A 23,347-nucleotide genomic window follows, 5' to 3' on the forward strand; every position below is an offset into this window, starting at 1 on the left:
GCGCCACGACAGGTTGAGCTTGGGATCAGCCTTCGGGATCGGGTACGAAGAGGTAGCCCTTGCCCCAGATAGTTTGAATATGGTGCAGCGAGCCGGAAGCTTTCTCTAACTTGGCACGTAGGCGCGTCACCCGCACATCGATACTGCGATCAAAAGGAGAGCGGTCATACCCCTTGAGTTGGGTGACCAGGGTGTCACGATCCAATACCTGGTTTGGATGCTGCACCAGGATTTCCAGCAGTTCATATTCGCTGGTGGTGAGGTGAACCAGCTCACCGTTACGGGTGAGTTGGTGGCGCTGGGTGTCCAGCACAAATTCGCCAAACTTATAACGCTGGGCCTGGCTTTCCCCTTTACTTTGTTGAGGACGGCGTAAGACGGCGCGCACCCGGGCTAACAGTTCACGTGGGTTGAAAGGCTTGGCCAGATAGTCATCAGCACCGACTTCCAGGCCAACGATGCGGTCAATGTCTTCGCCCTTGGCGGAGAGCATGATAATCGGCAGAGGCTGCTGGGCTTTTAAGCGTTTGGCAATGGATAAGCCATCTTCACCGGGTAGCATCAGATCAAGAATCATCAGATCAGGCCAGCCTTTTGCCAAGATGGCATCCATCGCAGGAGCAGCATCGGCACAGCTGACCTGGAAGTCGTTATTGCTTAGATAACGGCTGACGAGTTCACGTAATTCCTGATCATCATCGACCAGCAGAATATGGGGGATAGCACTCATGCAAACACCTCCAGCACAGGGAATGCTCCAGATCCGCCCAAGGCAGGCGGCAAGGCTCCCATGATACTGAATTTTGCCGCTTTTGCAGGAGTTGGCCGATAAAAGATACTAATGTTTCTTAGTGTAACTTTTGCGTTTACAATGGTCGCTCTTCTTATCCTGATTGGAGTAGCAGGGATGTTCAATCAGTTCGTCAGCCGCATCTTACATTTAAGTCCGCTGTGTTTAGCCTTAACCCTAGCAGTGTTGCTCCAAGCCTTGTTAGGTGGCAGCTTGAGCTGGCTTTATCGGCAGGCGGCGGATGAACAGTTGCAGCTATTGCGCAAAGATATCGCCCGCATTCTGGTGGTGGCCGCGGAGCAGGTGGATGTCCCCCTGCATCGTCGCTTAGAGCGGGATCAACAGACCGGTGGACCACTGTATCGGCAAGCGATTGAACCACTACTCAAGATCCATAAATCCTTACCAGAAATTAATTATCTTTACACCATGGTGCGTCGCGGCGGTGAACGTTACTTCGTGTTGGACACGGCCTTCTATGCCGATGAGTTAAGCAACGAGCAGATTCTGAAAGCCAGCCGGGTGATGGAGCGTTATACCGGCGGTAGTGATGAAGACCAGGCGCTGTTTGCCAGTTTGGAACAGGGCAAGGTTTATGTGTTTGAGCGTCCCTATGTGGACTACTTTGGCGAGCACCTTAGCGGTTTTGCCCCCTTGCAGGATGAACAGGGGCGGCTAGTGGCCATGTTAGGGCTCGACTTCGGTATGGAGCAGCTGGATAAGCATTTGCGCGATATCCGTACGGCCTATATCAGCACTTTACTGTTATCGATCTTGGTCTCCGCTCTGTTGGCCTGGCTGCTTTATCGCGTTCGTTCTGCTGCGGCGCGGGCGGAAAAGCGCCGTATGCAGTTGGAGCAACAAACGAAAGAGCAGGCCAAGCGCACTGAGCTGATTCTCGATTCCATCATTGATGGCGTGCTGGGGCTGGATGCCCAGGGGCTGATTATCAGCGCCAGTCGGGTGGTGGGACGTATCTGGCAACGTCCAGTGGCGGAGTTGCGTGGGAAAAACCTGACTAGCCTGATTGATGGCCCTGATCAGCCACTGTTGCTGTCTTCCCTGGAGCGAGCCCGGCAGGGACAGCATTGTCGGATTGAGGTGCAGGGACGGCGTTTGGAAGATCAACTCTTTCCGCTGGAGATGACTCTGAGCCCGGGCCATCAGGGGGAAAGTGCCTGGTTTGTGGTGGCTGTGCGGGACTTGAGCCGGGATATGGCGATTGAGGATGAGCGTCACCTGGCTGCCCTGGTGTTTTCCAATATGGCCGATGGCGTGATGGTGACAGATCCGGATGGCCGCATCCTGATGGTGAATAAGGCGTTTAGTGAGATAACTGGCTATCAACCAGAGCAGGTACGGGGGCGCTCGGCGCGGCTGCTACAGTCTGGCCGCCATGATGCCTCGTTCTACCGCTCCTTCTGGCAAAGCCTGCTGCAACAGGGACACTGGCAGGGTGAAATCTACAATCGCCGTTACAACGGCAGTGTTTATCCCGAATGGCTGACCATTAATGCGGTGTATGACCGTGCTGGCCGCCTGCAATACTTTGTCGGCGTCTTTACCGATATTACTCAGCGTAAAGAACAGGAGGCGCGCCTGCATCAGCTGGCCAACCAGGATCAGCTGACCGGGCTGGCTAATCGGGCTGCCTTTCAGGAGCATTTCAACACTCTGCTGTTACAGGCCCGTTGCCAGGAATTTGGCTTTGCCTTGCTGTTTATGGATCTGGATGACTTTAAGCGGATTAATGACACCCTGGGGCATGCGGAAGGGGATAAGCTGTTGCGCGGTGTGGCGCAGCGCTTGTTGAAGCTGATTCCGGAGGAGGCGCATCTGGCCCGTATTGGTGGGGATGAGTTTGTCATTCTGCTGCCATTGCATCAGGGTGGGCAGGAGCAGGAGGTATCCGCCCGCTTAGCCGCGCGGATTCTGGAAGATTTCCGCCATCCCTATGTGTTGTCTGAGCAGGAAGTGGTGATTGGTACCAGCATTGGCATCAGCCGTTTTCCGCAGGATGGTCAGAGTATGGAGATGCTGCTCAAACAGGCTGATATGGCACTCTATGATGCCAAGTCGCGGGGGCGTAATGCCTATCACTTTTACACCACGGCGATGCATGCCCAGGCAATGGAGCGGATGGCGCTGGAAACCCAGCTCCATCAAGCTATGCAACGGGAAGAGTTGCGCTTGGTGTATCAGCCCCAGGTTTGTATTCGCACCGGTCAATTGCTAGGTATGGAAGCGTTATTGCGGTGGCAGCATCCGCAATGGGGGGAGGTGAGTCCGCTACGCTTTATTCCGGTGGCGGAAGAGTCCGGCATGATTATTCCGTTGGGCAACTGGGTGCTGGAGCGGGCCGCTCGGCAGTTGGCCCAGTGGCGTGAACAGGGTATTGAGCTACCGCGTTTAAGCGTCAACCTCTCACCCCGGCAGTTCCTTAACAGTAAACACCTGTTGCAGCAGGTGAGCCAGTTGCTGCAACGCTATCAAATACAGCCGCAGCAATTAGAGCTGGAGATTACCGAGAGTATCCTGATGGACTCCAGCCATGCCTCTCAGCAAGCGATCCGTCAGCTGGAAAGCATGGGAGTATTGTTGGCGATTGATGACTTTGGTACGGGCTATTCCTCGCTGGGCTATCTGCAAAAATTCCGTCTTCATCAGCTGAAAATAGATCGTTCCTTTATTCAGGACTTGGCCAGTAGCCAGCATCAGCAGGCGATTGTGCAGGCGATGATTCAGATGGGACATGCCCTGGAGATGGAAGTGATTGCGGAAGGGGTAGAAACCGCCGAGCAATTAATTCTGTTGCAGCAGCATGACTGTGATGGTGTCCAGGGGTATCTCTACTCCAAACCACTGGAAGTCACTGCAGTGGCTGACTTTATCCATACCTTTCAGCTGCAGGTATAGCGACTAAAAAAATGCCTGCAGCTGGGCTACAGGCACTAAAAGCCGGCATACCGGCTTGCGCTATTGATGGTTTAAGGGCAGCTAAGCTGACGCCAGAGCTGGCGTAATTCCGCCAGTGGCTGGCTGCCCTGGTGATTCAGATGCATCGGCCCCTGACGGAACAGGCGCGAATCCATCAGTCGTGGCGGCTCCGGCAGTAAGGGACGAAAGCCCATGAGCTCCAGTACGTCTTTATGCAAGTCCACCCCTGGAGCAATCTCACTCAAAATGAGGCCTTCAGCACTGAGTTGGAAGACCGCCCGCTCAGTGATAAAACACACCCGTTGTTGGCGTTGGTTGGCATAGCGACCATTAAAGGTCAGGTGCTGTACCTGCTCGACAAACTTGCAGATCTCGCCATTGCGGATAATGTGCAGCTGGCCATCGCTAATCCGAATATCCTGGGGACCTGAGGTGAAGCTGCCAAGGAAATACACTTCCTTGGCATTTTGACTGATATTGATAAACCCACCGGCACCGGCCAGCTTATTAGCAAAGCGGCTGACGTTGACATCACCCCATTGGCTGACTTCCGCCATGCCCAAGAAAGCCTGATCCAGACCGCCGCCATCATAGAAGTCAAACTGGGCGGGTTGATCAATGATCGCTTCGGCTCCGGCAACCGCGCCAAAACTCAAGCCACTGGCGGGATGCCCCCCAATCGCACCCGGTTCGATCGTCAGGGTAACGCGCTGTAGGCGCTGCTCTTCGGCGGCGACCTGGGCAATTCCTTCAGGCATGCCGATACCGAGGTTCACCACCGCACCCTGGCCGAGTTCGAGTAGGGCGCGGCGACAAATCAATTTGCGCAGATCAAGCGCGCTGCTTTGCCACTCAGGTTGATAGCTGATTTCATGGCAGTAGGCTGGGTTATAGGTTTCGCTGAAGGTTTGCGGGTGGTCACCGGGCTCGGCTAGTACCACATGATCCACCAGAATACCGGGAATCCGTACCCGGTCAGGGGGTAATAGATGCTGCTCGGTGAGGCGCTCAACCTGCACGATGACCTTGCCACCGCTGTTATGTACCGCCTGGGCAATGGCCAGGGCTTCCAGTGGCAGGGCTTCTTTTTCCATTGAGATATTGCCCCGCTTGTCGGCGGTAGTGCCCCTTAAAAAGGCGACGTTGGCGGCAAAAGTGGGGTAGAACAGGTACTCATCACTACCGAGCTGCAGCAGCTTGACCCGTTCCTGCTGGCTCCGTTGATTGAGGCGCCCCCCCTGATAGCGTGGGTCGACAAAGGTATGCAAACCGACCTTGCTGATGGTGCCGGGGCGTTTGGCGGCAATGTCACGAAACAGGTGGCAAATAATACCCTGTGGCAGGTTATAGGCTTCGATGGCTTCCTTTTGCACCAGCTGGCCCAGTTTGGGTACCAGGCCCCAGTGGCCACCGATGACGGTTTTTAGCAGCCCTGGCAGAGCAAGATGGTTGAGGCCGCGTTCTCCCCCATCGCCTTGACCAGCGGCATACACCAGGGTGAGGTGGCGGGGTTGGCTGCTTTGTTGAAAGCGTCTAGCTAAGGCTTTAGCCAGGCTTTCGGCGAAGCCAATACCGACAAAACCACCGGTCAGGAGGCTGTCATGATCTTTGATGAGCGCGGCGGCTTGGTCGGCACTGATAAGTTTCTGCATGACATCCTCCCTAGGCAATGGCTGTGATATTGCAAAGCCGATGCCATAAAAAATCCTTAATAAAATCAAATGCTTATATTTTTGATTGTAGGAAGTGTGTCTTATTCTTTAGACAGTATTGTCTATTTTTTGTCTAGGTTGTGTTTGCGCAGTTTGACATAGAGAGTGGCCCGGCTGATGCCCAGGTGTTTCGCTGCTTGGCTACGATTGCCTTGGCAGAGTTGAAGTGCTTGCAGCAATTGCTGACGCTCCTGGCGCAGTTGTTCATCGGCCAGGCTGGTGTGGGCTTGTTGGGGTTCGAGGCCAAGATCGGCAGGACTGATACTGGCATTCTCGCTTAGCACTTGCGCACGTTCTAAGCGATTACGGAGTTCACGGATATTGCCAGGCCAGGGGTGCTGAGCCATGGCGCTGAGGGCTGCAGGGCTGAGACTCAGCGGGGGCAGGTTGGTTTGACGGCTAATCTGCTTGAGTAACGCCTGACTGAGTTCAGCCAGATCCTGCAGTCGCTCACGCAGGGGTGGCAGCGTCAGTGATAGAACATTAATGCGATAGTACAGATCGGCACGGAACTGTCCCTGGGCAACTTTGTCTTCCAGATGCTGTGAGGTGGCAGCAATGATGCGGACATCGACGGGCTCCAGTCGGTTACTACCCAAGGCCTCGACTTCTCGCTCCTGGAGTACGCGCAGGAGTTTGGCTTGGGTTGAGAGTGGCATATCGGCAATTTCATCGAGGAACAGGGTGCCTCCCTGGGCTAACTGTAATTTGCCCTGACGGCCTTTAGGATCGGCGCCGGTAAAGGCACCGGGGGCAACACCAAAGAGTTCGGCCTCCACCAGGGTATCGGGTAGGGCTGCCATATTGATGCCGACAAAGGGCCCCTGGCTCCGACTGCTGGCGGCATGAATGCCCTGGGCTAGCAGCTCTTTGCCGGTTCCGGTTTCTCCCAGCAGTAATAAGGTGGTGTCCAACAGTGCGGCACGATGGGCCTGACGCTTAAGGCGCTGCATGCTGTCGCAGCTGCCGATCAGGTCATCCAGGGCATATTTGCTGGGGCGGAGCAGGGTGCTTTGCAGTTGTTGACGCAGTCTGACCGCTTTATTTAAGAACGGATAGAGGGCGTCTAGCTGGTCATAGAAGACAAAGCCAATGGCACCGGTAACCGCACCTTCGGCATTTTTCAGGGGTAAACGTGTTACCACACACCAACGTCCCTCGATCTGCATCAGATCAAGAAAGTTAGGCTCGCCACTGGCGACCACCCGGGCCATTTGCGAATTGGGAATCAGCGTCTCAATCGAGCGTCCGAGCACCGGGGTGTCAGCAGGCAGGCCTAATAATGGCCGGTAGCTTTCACTTAGCCAGATTATCCGACAGTCTTGGTCAACGGCGATGGAGCCTTGGCAGAGATTATCAAACATGGCAACCAGACCGGTGGGATCACCGGTCTGGCTGAGGAGCTGCTGGAGCAGAGGAGAATTAACCACCGAGGTAGGCTTTACGCACATCCTCGTTGGCTAGCAGCGAAGCACCGGAATCGGCCAGGACAATCTTACCGTTCTCCAGTACGTAGCCACGATCCGCCAGACGCAGTGCCTGGTTGGCATTTTGCTCAACCAGGAAGATGGTCATGCCTTGATCACGCAGATGGCCGATGATCTCAAAAATCTGCTGAATGATGATCGGGGCCAGACCCAGTGAGGGTTCGTCCAGAATCAGCAGGCGAGGCTGCATCATCAGGGCGCGGCCGATCGCTAGCATTTGCTGCTCACCACCGGACATGGTGCCTGCCCGCTGGTTGATCCGCTCTTTCAGGCGGGGGAAGAGTTCAAATACGTAGGCTTCCGTCTTTTTAAAGGTCGCCTGATCGATAAAGAATCCACCCATGTGCAGGTTTTCTTCCACCGTTAGGCCAGGGAAAATCCGTCGACCTTCGGGGACTACCGCCAGTCCTTTACGCATGATGTCGTGGGTCGACATCTGGGTGATGTCTTCCCCTTCAAAGGTGACCTTGCCACTGGAGGCGCGGGGATCACCACAGACGGTCATCAGAATGGTGGTTTTGCCGGCGCCATTGGCGCCGATCAGGGTCACGATTTCCCCTTTGTTCACTTGCAAGGAGATGCCTTTCAGCGCCTCAATTTTGCCGTAGTGAGTGTGTACGTTTTCCAGGGTTAGCATGCCTTACTCCTCACCCAGGTAGGCCTTGATGACATCTGGATTAGCGCGGATTTCATCCGGGGTGCCCATCGCCAGGGGGGCGCCCTGGTTGAGTACCACGATCTTGTCAGAGATCCCCATTACCAGGCTCATGTCGTGCTCGATCAGCAGGATGGATAGCCCTTCCTGTTCACGCAGACTGACAATGAGTTCATCCAGGTCTTTGGTTTCCTTCGGGTTGAGGCCTGCAGCAGGCTCATCCAACATCAATAGTTTCGGTTTGGTGACCATGCAGCGCGCAATTTCCAGGCGACGCTGCTGGCCATAGGCCAGATAACCGGCTTCCCGGTTGGCGTGTTCAAGCAGGTTAACCCGCTTAAGCCAGGCCACGGCGTTATCCATTGCCTGTTCTTCACTCAAGCGGAAGTTGGCGGTCTTGAATAGGCCAGAGAACAGACCGGTATTGACGTGCATATGCTGGGCAACCAGCAGGTTCTCGATCACCGTCATACTGGTGAACAGGCGCATATGCTGGAAGGTACGGACAATACCTTTACGGGCAATCTTGTAACTGGGCAGGCCATGTATCGGCTCACCCCGGTAAAGGATGCTGCCTTCTGTGGGCTTATAGAAGCCACTTAAGCAGTTAAATACCGTGGTTTTACCCGCTCCGTTAGGGCCGATGACCGATACGATCTCTTTCTCGCCGACGCTTAAACCCACGCCATTGACCGCTAACAGGCCACCAAAGCGCATGGTCAGGCCGGTAACTTCCATGATGGGGGTACTCATGCTTTACCTCCTTGTGGAAGTTCCATATGAGGACGTTTCATCGGCAACAGACCATCGGGACGCCATATCATCATAAAGACCATCAGCAGACCGAACATCAGCATGCGGTATTCCTGGAATTCACGGGCCAACTCGGGCAGTACGGTCATCACGATCGCAGCACAGATCACCCCTAGCTGGGAACCCATACCACCTAATACCACGATGGCCAGCACGATGGCCGATTCAATAAAGGTAAAGGACTCGGGGCTGATAAAGCCTTGGCGGGCAGCGAAGAAACTCCCGGCAAAACCAGCGAAGGCTGCGCCAATGGTAAAGGCTGACAGCTTAATGGCGGTTTTGTTGAGACCCAGAGAGTGGCAAGCAATTTCATCCTCACGCAGGGCTTCCCAGGCACGACCCACTGGCATCCGCTGTAAGCGGTTGATCACAAACAGGGTAATCAGCACCAGCACAGCCGCCAACAGATAGAGGTAAATCACCTTATGGTCGTTGGAATAAGCAATGCCAAAGAACTCATGGAAGGTGCTGCCGCCTTCTTCCGACGGACGACGAGCAAACTCGAGGCCGAAGAACTCAGGCTTAGGAATCCGGCTGATGCCGTTGGGGCCGCCGGTTAACCAGGTCAGGTTATTGAGCAGGATACGGATGATTTCACCAAAGCCGAGGGTAACGATGGCGAGGTAGTCACCACGCAAACGCAATACCGGGAAGCCCAGGATGTAGCCAAACAGGGCCGCCATAATGCCGGCGATGGGGAGCGCTTCCCAGAAGCTAAAGCCAAAATACTGGTTCAGCAGAGCGTAACTGTAAGCACCTACGGCATAGAAGCCGACATAGCCCAGGTCGAGTAGACCCGCAAAACCCACTACGATGTTGAGGCCAAGGCCAAGCATCACGTAGATCAGGGTCAAGGTAGCTAAGTCCACTGCGCTACGGCTGACCAGGAAGGGCCAAATCATCAAGGCGGCGATGGCCAGTAAGGTTAGTGCTTTGCGACGACCTTCACCGGCTTTGCCTTCTGGCAACAGGTGGCCCACTTTAGGCATGGAGGGCAGGGCGCCCACTAACGCATCCATCTGAGAGCGGAACAGCTGCCAGCAGAAAATAAAAGCGGTAGCGGCAAAAATCCATGTCCAGGTATTGTCCTGGGGAACATAGATCTTAAGACCCGTACCTTCAGATTGCAGACGCACCCCTAGTGCCAGGGCGGTCAAAACCAGGGTCATAAAGGCGGCAAAAAGCGCCGTTTTTAGACGTTGAGACATCATATCTTCTCCACCTCCGGCTTACCGAGTAGTCCGGTGGGACGGAACAACAGAATCAGCACCAGCAAGGAGAAGGCCACAACATCTTTGTATTCTGTGCTGAAGTAACCCGCGGTAATGGCTTCGGTGATGCCTAGAATCAGGCCACCGAGCATCGCTCCTGGAATACTGCCGATACCGCCCAATACCGCTGCGGTAAAGGCCTTCAAGCCAGCTAAGAAGCCGATGTAGGGGTTGATCACACCGTAATACATACCCAGCAGAATACCGGCTACTGCAGCTAGAGAGGCGCCGACGATAAAGGTGATGGCAATGATGTTATCGGTGTTGATGCCAAGCAGGTTACACATGCGACGATCCTGGGCAACTGCACGGCAGGCACGTCCCATGCGGGAGCGAGAAATAAACAGGTGCAGACAGCTCATGGCGATAAAGGTCACCACGAAGATAATCAGCTGCATATAGGAGAGAGAGACTTGGAAACCTGCGGGGTCACCGAAGCTCCAACCACCACTGACCAGACTGGGCATGGCGATATCGCGTGAGCCCTGGGCCAGGCGAATATAGTTTTGTAGGAAGATTGACATCCCGATAGCGGAAATCAGCGGGATTAGTCGATTACCCCCCCGCAGCGGCCGGTAAGCCACCCGCTCAATGGTCCATCCATAGGCACTTGCAACAATCATGCTGATCAGCAGGGCTCCCACCATAAGCAGGAACACGGAATCGATGCCGAACATCATCAGGGCAGCCATAACGATAAAACCGATATAGCTGGAGATCATGTAGACCTCACCGTGGGCAAAGTTAATCATGCCGATAATGCCGTACACCATGGTGTAACCAATGGCGATAAGCGCATAGGCACTGCCCAGAGTAAGGCCATTCAGCAATTGCTGGGAAAAATAAAGAATGGCTTCTGACATGGAAATCTAGACCTCAACTACACCTCCTTTGCTTGTGGCAAGGAGATGGGCCGATGTTTGTTATAGTAATGAGCACCCTGGTTTAGCGGCGCAATTTGCTTAATACGCAACAAGCCAGAAGGTAGGCGAAAGTGCCTACTGCTGGCCTGTTGTGCCTGGCAAATTACGCTTGGCTAAAGACAACGGGTCCCAGTCTTAGGCCGGGTACCCTGCAGCTGGCTTATTCAGCAGCTGATTTGGTACCGTCGGCGTGCCAGTTGTAAATGATGAAACTGAAGTCTTTCAGATCACCCTTTTCGTCATAGCTCAGGTTGCCGATGGCGGTATCGTGGCTGTTGCTACGAATCCACTCAGCGACGGCCTCAGGTTCAGTACCTGCAGCTTTCATGCCATTTGCCATGATTTCAACCGCAGCATAGGCGGGGAACACGAAGGGACCAGTGGGGTCCTGGTTTTTAGCTTTGATCGCCGCAACACGGTCGGCGTTGACGGGATCCTGGTCAAATGCCTTGGGCAGAGTAACCAGCAGGCCTTCGGAGGCTTCACCAGCGATGGCGCTGATGTCTTTGTTACCTACACCCTCAGGGCCCATGAACTTAACGTTCAGACCTTTTTCTTTGGACTGACGCAGGATCAGACCCAGTTCAGGGTGGTAGCCACCGTAGTAAACGAAATCGATGTTTTCTTTCTTCAGTTTGTCGACCAGGGCGGAGAAGTCTTTGTCACCTGGGGTAACACCTTCGAACATCACCACATTGATACCGTTGCTGGTAACGTAGTCACGTACCGCAGTGGCCAAGCCTTCACCGTACTGTTGTTTGTCGTGAATAACCGCCACGCGCTGGGGCTTGGCTTTCTCAACGATGTACTGGCCGGCGGTGGGGCCCTGCAAGGAATCCAGACCAATGGTACGGAAGATCAGCGGATAGCCTTTCTCTGTGATGGTCGGGTTGGTAGAGGCGGCGGTAACCATCAGGATACCTTCGTCGCTGTAAATGTCGGAAGCAGGCTCAGTGGAGCTTGAGCACAGGTGACCTACGACAAACTTCACCCCATCGTTGACGATCTTGTTGGCGATCGCTACGGCTTGTTTGGGATCACAGGCATCGTCATAAATAACCCCTTCCAGGGTGTCGCCGTTAATGCCGCCAGCTTTATTGATGTCTTCAATCGCTTGCTGGGCACCAATCAGCTGCATGTCACCATACTGCGCAACAGGACCTGTTACCGGGCCAGCCAGACCAATCTTGATGGTACCGGCCTGAGCCAGGCCAGCCATCCCTAGAATGATGGCGGAGGTACTGATGCTGAGCAGTGTCTTGTTGAATTTTTTCATTATTAGTATCCCTTTATCTCGGCAGCGCCCTGGGCCTTGGCCGGGGTGCCGAACAATCTGCTTCACGAGTTTGGGGTTAGGGCTTGAGGCCAGAGGCCGTCGCCACAGGTTAGACCATCCCTACTCTAGCTAAACCTTGAGTGGCGTCAACTAAATTTCAGAACGGAGCAGAGGAGGGGAGTGGTGAATATAATTGAATAGACACATCGTCTAGTGTCATCCAAATGCCTTGTTATATAGCAGGCTGCCCCAAACCAGGGCGGCCAGCCCCAAACTGATAAAGACCGCAGCGGACCCCATATCCTTAGCTTGTCCAGAAAGAGGGTGGACTTCAGCACCAATGCGATCGACAACGGCTTCTATAGCGGAGTTGAGTAATTCGCAAATCAGGATCAGCAACAGGCTGGCAACCAACATTAGCCAGGTTAACAGGGTATCGGCCAACCACCAGGAAAAGGGCATTAACAGTGCAGCCAGCGCCAATTCCTGGCGAAAGGCGGCCTCCTGTTTAAAGGTCTGACAGAGCCCCTGCCAGGAGTAGCCGGTGGCTTTGATAATGCGGCTAAAACCCTGATTCTTGTATGTCATAGTGATAAACCTGTCGTGCTATGCTTGCGGCCTGATTATGGCCTTTGTACAGGACTCGCATGAACAATGCATTGCAGATCGCGCCTTTGTCACAACGCTTGGCGCAGGAGTTAAATATCCGTCCGGCGCAGATTGAGGCGGTGATGAGTTTGCTGGCCGAGGGGGCAACGGTGCCCTTTATTGCCCGTTATCGCAAAGAACGCACGGGCGGACTGGATGATACTCAGTTGCGTACCCTGGCTGAGCGGTTGGAGTACGGCCAGGACTTAGATAAGCGTCGCGAAGCCATTGCCGCCAGTCTACAGGCCCAAGGTGTAAATGAGGCAGGATTATGGCGAGCCCTGAGTCAGGCTACGACCAAGCAAGAATTGGAAGACCTGTATCTACCCTATCGCCCCAAACGGCAGAGTAAAGCGCAAAAGGCGCTGGCAGCCGGTTTAGGCGCAGTAGCGGAGCGCTTATGGCAAGGTCAGGCCCCCTCATCTCAATGGCTGGCAAATTATATTAATGCCGAGCAGGGCTATGACAGCGTTGACGCGGTGTTAGCCGGAGCAGAGGCGATTATTCATGAGCAGATCACTGAGCAGGCCAAAGTGTTGGGGCCACTGCGGGAGTGGCTGCAGCGTCAGGGTTGGTTGCATGCTCGGGTCAAGCGTGGCCAGGCCAGTGAGGATTCCAAGTTTCGGGATTACTTTGATCATGGTGAACCCCTCGCTAAAGTGGCTTCTCATCGCCTATTGGCGATGTTGCGTGGTGAACGTGAGGGCGTGTTGGTCTTGACTATCCAGGCTGGCAAGGAGCAAAGCTGGCAAGGGCAAGCGTTGGAGTTGTTGCGTAAGAGTTTGCAGCAGTTGGGCTGGTGGCCGGCACGGCCCTCCGCCTGGCTGGAGCAAAGCTGTGTCAGTTGCTGGCAAGAGCGTCTGTTGCCTGGGTTGGGGAAAGAGGTGTTAGCCCTGAAGCGTGAACAGGCGGAGCAAGATGCTCTGCAGGTGTTTGCCCTGAACTTGCGTGATCTGCTGTTGGCTGCGCCGGCGGGCGGTAAGGTGGCTTTGGGATTGGATCCCGGTTTGCGCACTGGGGTGAAGGTTGCGTTGGTGGATCATACTGGCCGGGTATTAGCGACCCAGACTATCTATCCCCATGCACCCCAGAAGCGCTGGGATGAAGCTTTAGCCCAGTTGCAACGTCTTTGTCGGCAACAGCCTGTTGAATTGATTGCAGTAGGCAATGGCACCGCTTCACGCGAAACTGAGGCCTTGGCGCGGGAATTGGCGGCCAAGTTGCAGCCTCAACCCCAGGTGGTGATGGTCAGTGAAGCCGGGGCATCGGTGTACTCCGCCTCGGCCTTGGCCGCGCAGGAGTTGGCGGAGTTGGATGTCAGCTTGCGTGGTGCAGTATCCATTGCGCGACGTTTGCAAGATCCCCTGGCGGAGCTGGTCAAAATTGATCCCAAGGCGATCGGGGTGGGACAGTACCAGCATGATGTGAACCAGTCGCGTTTGGCTACGTCTTTGGACGCGGTGGTGGAAGATTGCGTCAATGCCGTGGGGGTAGAATTGAACACCGCCTCTCCGGCGTTATTGGCTCGGGTGGCGGGCTTGAGTCCGGCCTTGGCGGAAGCCATTGTGGCCTATCGGGATGAGCAAGGTGCTTTCTCAACTCGTCAGCAGCTGTTGAAGGTGCCCCGTTTAGGGCCCAAGACTTTCCAGCAGGCCGCGGGTTTTTTGCGGATACGGGAAGGGGCTGAGCCTCTGGATGCGTCAGCAGTACACCCGGAGGCCTATGCGGTGGTCGCCAAAATGGCGGCACGGGTTAAGGTGCCGGTGCGCAGTTTGATTGGTAATGATGCTCTGTTGCAGGAACTCCGTTTGAGCGAGTTTGTCGAAGGCGACATTGGCGAATATACCCTCAAGGATATTGTGGCGGAGCTGCGTAAGCCGGGTCGTGATCCACGGCCAGAGTTTGTCTCGCTAGCCTTTGATGAACGAGTCCAGAGTCTGGATGATCTGGAGGTGGGGATGCAGTTAGCCGGCGTAGTGACTAACGTTACCGACTTCGGCGCCTTTGTTGATATTGGCGTGCATCAGGATGGCTTGGTGCATATCTCCCAGCTCTGTGAGCGCTTTGTCTCCCATCCGCGGGAGGTAGTACAAAGTGGCCAGCATGTGCAGGTGCGGGTGCTGGAGGTAGATAAAGCGCGTAAGCGTATCAGCTTGACGATGAAAGCTGAGGCGGCTGCGCCGGATCGGCAGGTTGCTACAACAGGCCAGCCGAGTAAGGGACAGTCCAAGCCGGGGCGATCCCACTCTGCAGCGACAGCCAATACGACAGCATCGACGGCGGTCGAAAGTGCACTGGCTCAGGCACTGCGTGGTGCCGGAATGAAAAAGTCTCGATAAGAGGCAGGGGAGCCCGCTACTGGCGGTGACTTTGCCTGTGCTAGCGAGTTTTAGCGAAAGAAGTGGTAGGGCAAGCCCTTACCCTGAAGTAGGAAGCAGACATTGAGCGCATTGTTACAGCAACGTCTGGCCTGGATGCGGGCCGAGGGAGTGGGGGCCACGTTAAAGGGCATCCGCCGTGGCATCGAGAAAGAAGGGTTGCGCGTCGGTCAGAATGGCCGGCTGAGTCATGCACCGCACCCTCAGGCTCTGGGCTCAACCCTGACCCATAGTTACATTACGACTGACTATGCGGAGTCACTGCTGGAGTTTATTACCCCGGCCCTGGCTGAGCCGGAGCAAGTACTGGAGTTTCTGCAGGATTTGCATCGCTTCAGTTATCAGCATCTGGGACAAGAGGTGGTGTGGAATGCCTCGATGCCTTGCTATTTGGCCGGTGAGCAGGATATTCCCATTGCTCAATATGGGCGTTCTAATATTGGTCAGATGAAGAGCATTTACCGCCAGGGGTTAGCGTACCGCTACGGTAAAATTATGCAGACCATTGCTGGCATCCATTACAACATGTCGCTGCCCCAGGAATTCTGGCCAGTCTATCAGCGCATGACAGGGATGGAGGGCAGTCTGCAAGAGGTGCAGTCGGCGGGCTACTTCAGCCTGATTCGCAATTTTCGCCGTCACTTCTGGTTATTGTTATATCTGTTTGGCGCCTCCCCGGCGGTGAGCAGTAGTTTCCTGGCACGTAATGCCTTTGGTTTGGATGAACTCGGTGGACAAACGCTGGTAGCCCCTAATGGCACCAGCTTGCGCATGAGTGATATTGGCTATTCCAACAATGCCCAGTCATCACTGAATATCTGCTACAACAAACTCAGCACCTATGTTGAGTCCTTGCAGCATGCGGTGCGCACCCCTTATCCCGCCTATAGCCATATTGGCACCAAGGTAGATGGCGAATATCGCCAGCTTAATACCAATATTTTGCAAATTGAGAACGAGTACTACAGCGAAATCCGCCCCAAGCGTACCACCCGTGCCGGCGAAAAACCCTTGCAGGCCCTGGCCTCCCGTGGGGTTGAGTACGTTGAAGTGCGGTGTCTGGATATCAACCCCTTTATGCCCGTGGGGATTGATGCAGCGCAAATGCGCTTCCTGGATGCTTTTTTGGTGTTCTGTCTGCTCAGCAGTGACGAAGACATTGGCCGCTTGGAATGCGAGCGTCTGGCCTATAACCGCAAACTGGTGGTGCGGGAAGGTCGTAATCCGCAACTGCGTCTGGTGGAAGAAGAAGGCATGGTTAGCGTAGCCAATGCAGGTCAGCGTTTGCTGGATCAGGTGATGCAGGTTGCACAGCTATTGGATGAGCATCAGGGCGGTAGTGCTTACATGAATGCAGTGGTGGCTGAAAGCGCTAAATTGATTCAGCCGGAACTGACACCCTCGGCTCAGGTACTGGCAGGGATTGAGCTGGAAGGTGATTACGCCAGCTGGGCGTTGAAGATCTCTAGTCAGCAACGCGAAGCGTTATTGGCGCAACCTTTAGATGCCGAGCGCGAGGCCCTGTTTATGGCGGAGAGCCAGGCTTCATTACAAGCGCAGGCGGAGCAGGAAGCTAAGGATGAACTCAGCCTGGATGAGTTTCTGCAGGCGTATTTTCGCTAATTGAGTTAAGTGTTACAGGTACTAATGAAAAAGGGCAGCTAAGAGGCTGCCCTTTTGCTTGCTAACAGGTTGAGCAATGCTCGCACTGCTAAGTCGATATGTAGAAATCTGGGTTAATCCTGGATAACAAAGCTTGGCATAAGCAGGTTGGTAACGTGGGGTTGACCTTCTTCTTCGGTCAGGACCTTTTGTACCTCTTCCAGTGCAGCTTTACGCAGTTTTTCCCGCCCTTCGATGGTCTTGATGTCTTCTTCTTTTTGCTTGCTGAACAGCAGTACCAAATTGTTACGAATTTGCGGACTATGGTGTTTGACCAAGGTGGCGCCATCGGCGGTGGCTGCACGCAAGGTAATAGTAGCTTTAAGGTACTTTAAACGGTTTGCGCTTTCGCCGAAGTTCACCACCAATGGCTCATCAAACTCCACATAATAGGCGCTGGGAGCTGCGGGAGCACTTTCCTCAGCTAGGACAGGACTGATAAATAAAACACTAAAAACGGCGGCAATAACTTGGCGGCCAAGGCGAGTCATGGTTGTTGATCCTGGAACAAAAACGGTTGAATGGTTGTCACTATAACGACTCTGGGATAGGTTGTCAGTTGGTGTGACACACCCTGTGTAATTACTACAGTTGGACACAAAAACTACAAGAGGCGCGGGAATGAAGGTAGCGGATCGGGCAGTAAATGGCGTTATTGCATTGGGCTGTGGCGTCATCTTGGCTATCGCTTTTTATATGGAATATCAGATGGGGTTAGAGCCCTGTCCACTGTGCCTGATGCAGCGGGTCATGTTTGCTGCTGCCGGTTTGTTGTGTTTGCTGGCTTTTCTCCACAACCCTGCTGCGACGGGGCAGCGCCTCTATGCGGCGCTGGTGCTGTTATTTGCGTTGGGGGGGGCGGCCTTGGCGAGCCGCCAGCTGTGGCTGCAGAGTTTGCCCGCAGAGGAAGTCCCCGCCTGTGGCCCTGGCATTTACTTTATGCTTGAGCGTTTTCCCTTCACCGAAGTGTTGCAGTCGATGATTATGGGTACTGGCGACTGTGCCGAAGTACAGTGGACGCTGTTTAGCATCAGCATTCCCGGTTGGGCTTTGATCGGCTTTATCGGTTTGGCGTTGTTGGCATTAGCACAAATGCTGCGCAAGCGAGATTTAAACCCTTGGTTGAAAACCTGATTGGCAGCTGCAACACATCTTGGTAGAGTGCTTGCAGTAGCTGCAGGAGACCGAGCCATGTTGGAACAATGTCGCACAGCCAAGGAGCGCTGGGGAGGCGTAAACGAGCTAATCGATACCTGGTTGCATGACCGTCAGGACTTGTTAGTTAGCTACTTTATCCTGTCAAAACGCGACCAGGATCAGCCATTAGAAGTTCGTCTGAAGGACTTCTGCGGGCGGTTGGTGGACTACGCATCGAAGGGGCACTTTGAGATTTATGAACTGCTATTAGAAGAGGCTGAGGCCTTTAATGATGGTGGTCTTGAGGTGGCAGCCACTTTGATGCCCAAGTTGGAAGCTGAAACGCAAAATCTGCTCGATTTTAATGATGATTTCTGTACCGACGAGCTGTCCTTGGCACAGGAAGAAGCCTTACCCGAGCGTTTGTCTAGGCTGGGTGAAGTATTAGAAGAGCGCTTCCGTCTGGAAGATCAGTTGCTGGAAATGCTGCATTACGCCCATAAAGATAAGCTGACTGATCAAGCAGTTTGATCCTGTTGGCTGACCAGCCAGGTCGCCAGCTCAGCAAATCCATAGCCACCAGGCTGGCCAGTCAACCAGCCTGGGCGTGCTGCTAAGGTCGCCAGATGGGACTGGATATTGGCCACCCCCACACTGAGGGGGAATCGGGCAAACATGGGCTCATCATTCGGTGCATCCCCCACATAAAGTACTTGCTCTGCCATGGCCGCCTGGCTTAAGCCAAAGTGCTGCTGTAATACCCGTTCGCTCATCCGCCATTTGTCGTACCCTCCCTGACTAACATTGATATGAATGGAGCTGGCTTTGGCAGTCAATTGCAACTGCTGTAAACGCCTCAAGAGGGCGTTGGCCAACTTGGGTTGAGGGGGGTGTTGATCCTGGGCATAGTCGATGGCTACATCGGTTAGCCGGTAGTGTTGATCCTGGGCGAGGCGAAGTGGGGGGTAGTCAGCGAGCACGGCCTGCACCTGTTGCAGTAATTGCTGCTGTCGTTGGCGCATCAGCGACTCTGCTTGCCAGTAGTCATAGCGCAGTTGCCCTCGCTCATTTTTGTAGAGGTAGCAGCCCCCGCCTTCACAAATTACCCCTTTCACCGGCCACAGACGTGCGATCATGTCGGCCCAACCAGCACAACCGCCGGTGACGGGAATCACCGCAATGCCAACCTGCTGTAATTGTGCTAGCGCTTGGTAAGCAGCCAGGGGTAACTGAGACTCCCAGGTCAGGGTGTCATCCACATCGGTAAGGATAAAGCGTACAGAGGCTAGGCGTTGGCGTGGCAGGGTAGTGATCAGGGGCAGTGGGCTGGTCATGATTCCGGGCACAGTTGGAGTTGAACGCCTTCTTGCCGCAACAGGCGTTGCTGTTCGGCACTGATAGCATCGGTATAAAAGCGTGTTAGTGCATGAAAGGGGGCGACGTGGGCACTGGCTTTACGCCCCCATTTGTATTGGTCGGCGACCAATATTGGGCAGCGACTGTACTCAATTAGAGTGCGGCTTACCGCGGCCTCATCAGGGTCGAAGTCGAGCAACCCCCATTCGGGCTCCAGTCCGCCACAACCGAGAATGCCGTAGTCGACGCGATACTGACGGATAAAAGCCAGGGTTTCTTCGCCCACCAGGTCACGGTGGCGATGGCGCAAGCGTCCTCCAGATACTCGTACCTGAATAGCTGGATTCGTGCACAGAATCGCGGCAACGGTGAGGTTATTGGTAAAAACCTGCAGACCCTGGTGTTGCAATAAAGCTTTGGCAACATATTCCACCGTGGTGCCGATACCGAGAAATAACGAGGCCCCCGCCGGAATCTGTTGTGCCAGGCTGGCGGCAATGGCCGCTTTGGCGTTGCCATTTAGATACTGACGATTATCAAAAGGAAGATTCTCGGCCGTCGAGACCAGGGCAATACCGCCATGTTGACGGCGTATCAGGCCAAGCTCAGCCAGTTGATTGACATCCTTACGGATGGTTTGGGCAGAGACCTGGTAGCGTGCTACCAAGGCCTCGATACTGAGAGACTCCGTCTGCTGAACCCAATTAAGGATTTGGTGCTGACGTTCACTCAGAGCCATGTCAGGCATCCGTATTGAGGAACAGCTGGGGGCTGTCAGTAATGATTGCATCCATGCCCCATTGCCAGTGTGCTTCCACCAGTGCCGGTTCATTGGCGGTGTAGCACAGCACTTTATAGCCCGCTGCTTTTACTGCTGCACAGGTGCTGGCATCCAGCTGTTTGTAATCGCAGTGCAGGCTGTAGGCTTGTAGGGCGCTTAACTGTTCCTGCCAGTGTTGGGGCACGGCTTCGTAGAGCTGACCAAGATAACGATCAGGCGCTAATTCATGGCAGAGCAACAGGGCCTGATGATTGAAGCTGGAAATAATCAGCTTGTCGTTATCCTGCCAATACAGCTGTAGCTCCTCCAGTACTCGGGGGACAATACGCTCGACATCGGCGCCTTCGTGCTTGATCTCCAGATTTAAGCCCAAGCCTAATTCCTGAATACACTGTAGGGCTTGCTGCAGCGTTGGAATCGGCTCGCCAGCATAATGATGAGCAAACCAGCTGCCGGCATCCAGCTGCTGGATATAAGCCAGATTCGCGGCGGCCAGGGGGCCCTGGCCGTTGCTGCAGCGTTCTAACTCATCGTCATGAAAGATAACCAGAGCGCCATCGGCCAGCACGCTGACATCAATCTCAACCCAAGGGGTGCCTACCGCGGCGGCAGCCCGAATGGAAGCCAGGGTATTTTCTGGGGCCAGATTGGCGGCCCCACGATGACCTATGACACGAACATCCTGCATGATGAGTCTCACAAACGTTGTTGGGATGTGGCATCAAACAGATGCCAGGACGCCTGTGCTGCCTGTACTGGCAGCAGGCTGCCCAGAGCCGGTTGGTGGGGGCCGGGCAGGCGTACCACCAAGGTGGTGGTGAGTCCTGGCAGTGTACCGTAAATCAGGGTTTCCGCACCTAAAGATTCCACCGCTTGCACCTGCAGGAGCAGGTCGGCTTCGGCCTCACTGCAAGGCTGCAAATGTTCCGGACGAATGCCCCAGACCACCTTGCCGTTAAAACTGTGTTGGCAGGGTAAGCGCAGTTGTGCGCTCAAGTGCAACTGGCCCTGATTGATCTCGGCATCCAGCAGATTCATCGAAGGGGAGCCAATAAAGGCGGCGACAAAGGGGGTGGCGGGACGCTGGTACAGTTCCAGTGGTGTGCCAATCTGCTCGGCATGGCCACGGTTGAGCACCACCAGGCGATCGGCCAGGGTCATGGCCTCCACCTGATCGTGAGTGACATACAGGGTGGTGGTACCGAGCTGGCGTTGCAATTGGCGAATCTCAACCCGCATCTGTACCCGTAATTTGGCGTCCAGGTTGGAGAGTGGCTCATCGAATAAAAACGCCTGGGGATGGCGCACCATCGCCCGTCCCATGGCCACTCGCTGGCGTTGGCCGCCTGACAGTTGCTTGGGCTTGCGCTCCAGCAGTTCGGTCAGTCCCAGCATGTTAGCGGCCTCAGCCACCTTGGTTTGAATCTGCGCCTTGGGCACGCCCCGGTTGCGCAGGCCGTAAGCCATATTGTCAAACACACTCATATGCGGGTAGAGCGCATAGTTTTGGAACACCATGGCGATATCCCGCTCGGCGGGTTCGCGTTCATTCATGCGTACGCCGTTAATACTGAGTTCGCCGCTGCTGATGCTTTCGAGTCCCGCCACCATCCGTAATAGCGTCGATTTGCCACAGCCGGAAGGGCCAACCAGCACAATGAATTCGCCATCGGCAATTTGCAGGTCAATGGCGGGAATGGCATTGAAACCATTGGGGTAGGTCTTGCCTACTTGCTTAAGTTCTACTTGGGCCATCGCCTTACTTCTCCGTATCCACCAGACCTTTAACAAACAACTTTTGCATTGCCAGTACCACCAGTACCGGCGGCAGCATCGCCATCACACTGGACGCCATCACCCGATTCCACTGCACCTCGTTATCTCCAACGGCCAACTGGCGCTGGATACTCATAACCAGGGTGTAGTAGTGATCATCGGTGGTGATCAGCATTGGCCAGAGGTATTGATTCCAACCATAGATAAACAGGATGACGAAGAGCGCAGCGATATTGGTGCGCGACAACGGCAGCAGAATGTCTTTAAAGAAGCGAATGGGGCCGGCGCCATCAATGCGGGCGGCTTCCACCAACTCTCCGGGAATGGTTAAAAAACACTGGCGGAACAAGAAGGTGGCGGTGGCGCTGGCAATCAGCGGCAGTGCCAAACCGGTATAGGAATTCAGCAGACCAAGATCGGCCACCACCTTAAAGGTAGGTACGATGCGCACTTCCACCGGCAGCATCAGGGTCATAAAGATGACCCAGAAGCACAGCATGCGTAGCGGAAAACGGAAGAACACGATGGCATAGGCGGACAGCAAGGAAATGGCGATTTTGCCGAAGGTAATTGCCAATGCCATGACCAGGCTGTTCATCATCATGTGCCAGACCGGCACCTTAATACCGTTGCCCGCTTCGGCCAGCAGCACCTCGCTCCAGGTTTGCCAGCCCTGATCACCAAACCACAGTGGCAAGGGGGCCTGTAAAAAAGCATCCGTTGGATGGGTGGAGGCGACCAGCGCCACCCAGATCGGCAGGGCCACCGCGGCCACACCGGCAATCAGAATCAGGTGGCTAAACAGGTTCAGCCAAGGACGATTTTCGATCATCAGTACTGCACCTTTCGCTCGATATAACGGAACTGAATCACGGTAAGAATGCCCACCAAGCCCATCAAAACGACGGACTGCGCAGCAGAGCTACCGAGGTCCAGACCGATAAAGCCATCCTCGAATACCTTGTAAACCAACACCCGGGTGCTTTGCCCCGGCCCACCACCGGTGGTGGCGTGGATGATGCCAAAGGTGTCGAAGAAGGCGTAAACCAGGTTCACGACCAGCAGGAAAAAACTGGTGGGGGACAGCAGCGGAAAGACAATGGTCCAAAAACGCTTGAAGGGACTGGCACCATCAATCGCAGCCGCTTCAATTAAGGAGCGTGGAATCGACTGTAAACCGGCGAGGAAGAACACGAAGTTGTAACTGATTTGCTTCCAGCTGGCGGCCAAAATTACTAACCACATGGCCTGGTCACCGTTGAGCTGATGGTTCCAGCTGATATTCATCGCCTTGAGCCAGTGACTGATCGGGCCAATGGTGGGGTTAAACAAAAACAGCCATAGCACCCCAGCCAGCACCGGTGCCACGGCGTAGGGCCAAATCAGCAGGGTTTGATAGGCTGTCGCCGCCCGCACCACCCGATCGGCCATCACCGCCAGCAGTAGGGCGACCCCCATGGCCAGCAGGGCCACGGCAAAACTGAACAATAAGGTGACCTGAATCACCCCGGTATAGAGCGGATCCGCGAAGAGGTCGCTGAAGTTGTCCAGGGCGACAAATTCACGGCTTAAGCCAAACGCATCTTCCTGGTAAAAGGCTTGCTCAATCGCCTGACCGGCTGGCCAGAGAAAGAACACAGCGGTAACCGCCAGCTGCGGTAACAGCAGCAGCCAGGGTAGGCCTTTATTGGGAAAGGTAATATTCATCTTGTTATCTCAACGGCACCCTGGAGCCCGCAGGCTCC

Annotated in this window: 21 protein-coding genes; 5 read left to right on the top strand and 16 right to left on the bottom strand. The window is 54.7% G+C overall.

Translation table 11 applies throughout. The annotated features are described in order from the left end of the window. Window positions 1-25 precede the first annotated feature (25 nt). On the bottom strand, window positions 26-730 hold the full coding sequence (locus Q334_RS0106995) for a response regulator (protein WP_027312578.1): 705 nt from the start codon (window positions 728-730) through the stop codon (window positions 26-28). Between the two features lie 177 nt (window positions 731-907). On the opposite strand from Q334_RS0106995, the gene Q334_RS18330 reads away from it, so the two are divergent. Next, a complete protein-coding gene (locus tag Q334_RS18330; RefSeq protein ID WP_051527590.1) occupies window positions 908-3,706 on the top strand; it encodes a putative bifunctional diguanylate cyclase/phosphodiesterase in 2,799 nt (932 codons plus the stop codon). A gap of 71 nt (window positions 3,707-3,777) precedes the next feature. Here the strand turns inward: Q334_RS18330 and Q334_RS18335 are convergent, their stop codons facing one another. The 8 genes from Q334_RS18335 to Q334_RS0107040 form a co-directional block, all read right to left on the bottom strand. Further along, complete coding sequence (locus Q334_RS18335) at window positions 3,778-5,379, bottom strand: acyl CoA:acetate/3-ketoacid CoA transferase (RefSeq protein WP_051527591.1); 1,602 nt, start codon at window positions 5,377-5,379, stop codon at window positions 3,778-3,780. A 122-nt stretch (window positions 5,380-5,501) separates the two neighbouring features. Further along, window positions 5,502-6,890 (bottom strand): sigma-54 interaction domain-containing protein, encoded by a 1,389-nt coding sequence (locus tag Q334_RS0107010; protein ID WP_027312579.1) that lies wholly within the window; start codon window positions 6,888-6,890, stop codon window positions 5,502-5,504. Continuing rightward, complete coding sequence (locus Q334_RS0107015) at window positions 6,862-7,563, bottom strand: ABC transporter ATP-binding protein (protein ID WP_027312580.1); 702 nt, start codon at window positions 7,561-7,563, stop codon at window positions 6,862-6,864. Before Q334_RS0107015 ends, Q334_RS0107010 begins: the two co-directional genes overlap by 29 nt. A 3-nt stretch (window positions 7,564-7,566) precedes the next feature. Next, entirely contained in the window at window positions 7,567-8,334 is a 768-nt protein-coding gene (livG, locus tag Q334_RS0107020) for a high-affinity branched-chain amino acid ABC transporter ATP-binding protein LivG (RefSeq protein ID WP_027312581.1), read from the bottom strand. Continuing rightward, entirely contained in the window at window positions 8,331-9,602 is a 1,272-nt protein-coding gene (locus tag Q334_RS0107025) for a high-affinity branched-chain amino acid ABC transporter permease LivM (protein ID WP_035461082.1), read from the bottom strand. The genes livG and Q334_RS0107025 overlap by 4 nt, the downstream gene beginning before the upstream one ends. Further along, the gene (gene livH, locus Q334_RS0107030; protein WP_027312583.1) at window positions 9,602-10,528 is read right to left on the bottom strand and encodes a high-affinity branched-chain amino acid ABC transporter permease LivH; all 927 of its coding nucleotides are present in this window, start codon (window positions 10,526-10,528) and stop codon (window positions 9,602-9,604) included. Before livH ends, Q334_RS0107025 begins: the two co-directional genes overlap by 1 nt. Before the next feature lie 220 nt (window positions 10,529-10,748). Continuing rightward, entirely contained in the window at window positions 10,749-11,864 is a 1,116-nt protein-coding gene (locus Q334_RS0107035; protein WP_035461038.1) for a branched-chain amino acid ABC transporter substrate-binding protein, read from the bottom strand. A gap of 216 nt (window positions 11,865-12,080) precedes the next feature. Continuing rightward, window positions 12,081-12,452 (bottom strand): diacylglycerol kinase, encoded by a 372-nt coding sequence (locus Q334_RS0107040; RefSeq protein WP_027312585.1) that lies wholly within the window; start codon window positions 12,450-12,452, stop codon window positions 12,081-12,083. Between the two features lie 59 nt (window positions 12,453-12,511). On the opposite strand from Q334_RS0107040, the gene Q334_RS0107045 reads away from it, so the two are divergent. Further along, window positions 12,512-14,851, top strand: coding sequence for a Tex family protein (locus Q334_RS0107045; protein WP_155888971.1), 2,340 nt, complete (start codon window positions 12,512-12,514; stop codon window positions 14,849-14,851). Window positions 14,852-14,953: 102 nt separating this feature from the next. Further along, a complete protein-coding gene (gene gshA / locus Q334_RS0107050) occupies window positions 14,954-16,513 on the top strand; it encodes a glutamate--cysteine ligase (protein WP_027312587.1) in 1,560 nt (519 codons plus the stop codon). Between the two features lie 113 nt (window positions 16,514-16,626). On the opposite strand, the gene Q334_RS0107055 is transcribed toward gshA, so the two are convergent. Continuing rightward, a complete protein-coding gene (locus Q334_RS0107055; protein ID WP_027312588.1) occupies window positions 16,627-17,043 on the bottom strand; it encodes a flagellar basal body-associated FliL family protein in 417 nt (138 codons plus the stop codon). A 130-nt stretch (window positions 17,044-17,173) separates the two neighbouring features. On the opposite strand from Q334_RS0107055, the gene Q334_RS0107060 reads away from it, so the two are divergent. After that, on the top strand, window positions 17,174-17,686 hold the full coding sequence (locus Q334_RS0107060) for a disulfide bond formation protein B (protein WP_027312589.1): 513 nt from the start codon (window positions 17,174-17,176) through the stop codon (window positions 17,684-17,686). Window positions 17,687-17,743: 57 nt separating this feature from the next. After that, complete coding sequence (locus Q334_RS0107065; RefSeq protein ID WP_027312590.1) at window positions 17,744-18,220, top strand: Rsd/AlgQ family anti-sigma factor; 477 nt, start codon at window positions 17,744-17,746, stop codon at window positions 18,218-18,220. On the opposite strand, the gene Q334_RS0107070 is transcribed toward Q334_RS0107065, so the two are convergent. From Q334_RS0107070 to ugpA, 6 genes are read right to left on the bottom strand one after another with little or no spacing between them, the layout of a single operon-like run. Continuing rightward, window positions 18,208-19,023, bottom strand: coding sequence for an HAD family hydrolase (locus tag Q334_RS0107070; RefSeq protein ID WP_051527592.1), 816 nt, complete (start codon window positions 19,021-19,023; stop codon window positions 18,208-18,210). The genes Q334_RS0107065 and Q334_RS0107070 overlap by 13 nt on opposite strands. Next, window positions 19,020-19,784: a DeoR/GlpR family DNA-binding transcription regulator gene (locus Q334_RS0107075; RefSeq protein WP_027312592.1), complete on the bottom strand. Its 765-nt coding sequence runs from the start codon at window positions 19,782-19,784 to the stop codon at window positions 19,020-19,022. The genes Q334_RS0107070 and Q334_RS0107075 overlap by 4 nt, the downstream gene beginning before the upstream one ends. A 1-nt stretch (window position 19,785) precedes the next feature. Beyond that, the gene (locus Q334_RS0107080; RefSeq protein ID WP_027312593.1) at window positions 19,786-20,514 is read right to left on the bottom strand and encodes a glycerophosphoryl diester phosphodiesterase; all 729 of its coding nucleotides are present in this window, start codon (window positions 20,512-20,514) and stop codon (window positions 19,786-19,788) included. 8 nt (window positions 20,515-20,522) lie between these two features. Beyond that, a complete protein-coding gene (locus Q334_RS0107085) occupies window positions 20,523-21,581 on the bottom strand; it encodes a sn-glycerol-3-phosphate import ATP-binding protein UgpC (RefSeq protein WP_027312594.1) in 1,059 nt (352 codons plus the stop codon). Between the two features lie 4 nt (window positions 21,582-21,585). Beyond that, complete coding sequence (gene ugpE / locus Q334_RS0107090; protein ID WP_027312595.1) at window positions 21,586-22,434, bottom strand: sn-glycerol-3-phosphate ABC transporter permease UgpE; 849 nt, start codon at window positions 22,432-22,434, stop codon at window positions 21,586-21,588. Beyond that, on the bottom strand, window positions 22,434-23,309 hold the full coding sequence (gene ugpA, locus Q334_RS0107095) for a sn-glycerol-3-phosphate ABC transporter permease UgpA (protein ID WP_027312596.1): 876 nt from the start codon (window positions 23,307-23,309) through the stop codon (window positions 22,434-22,436). The genes ugpE and ugpA overlap by 1 nt, the downstream gene beginning before the upstream one ends. Between the last annotated feature and the right edge of the window lie 38 nt (window positions 23,310-23,347).

It is taken from the genome of Balneatrix alpica DSM 16621, assembly GCF_000619885.1.
Classification (GTDB): Bacteria; Pseudomonadota; Gammaproteobacteria; order Pseudomonadales; family Balneatricaceae; genus Balneatrix; species Balneatrix alpica.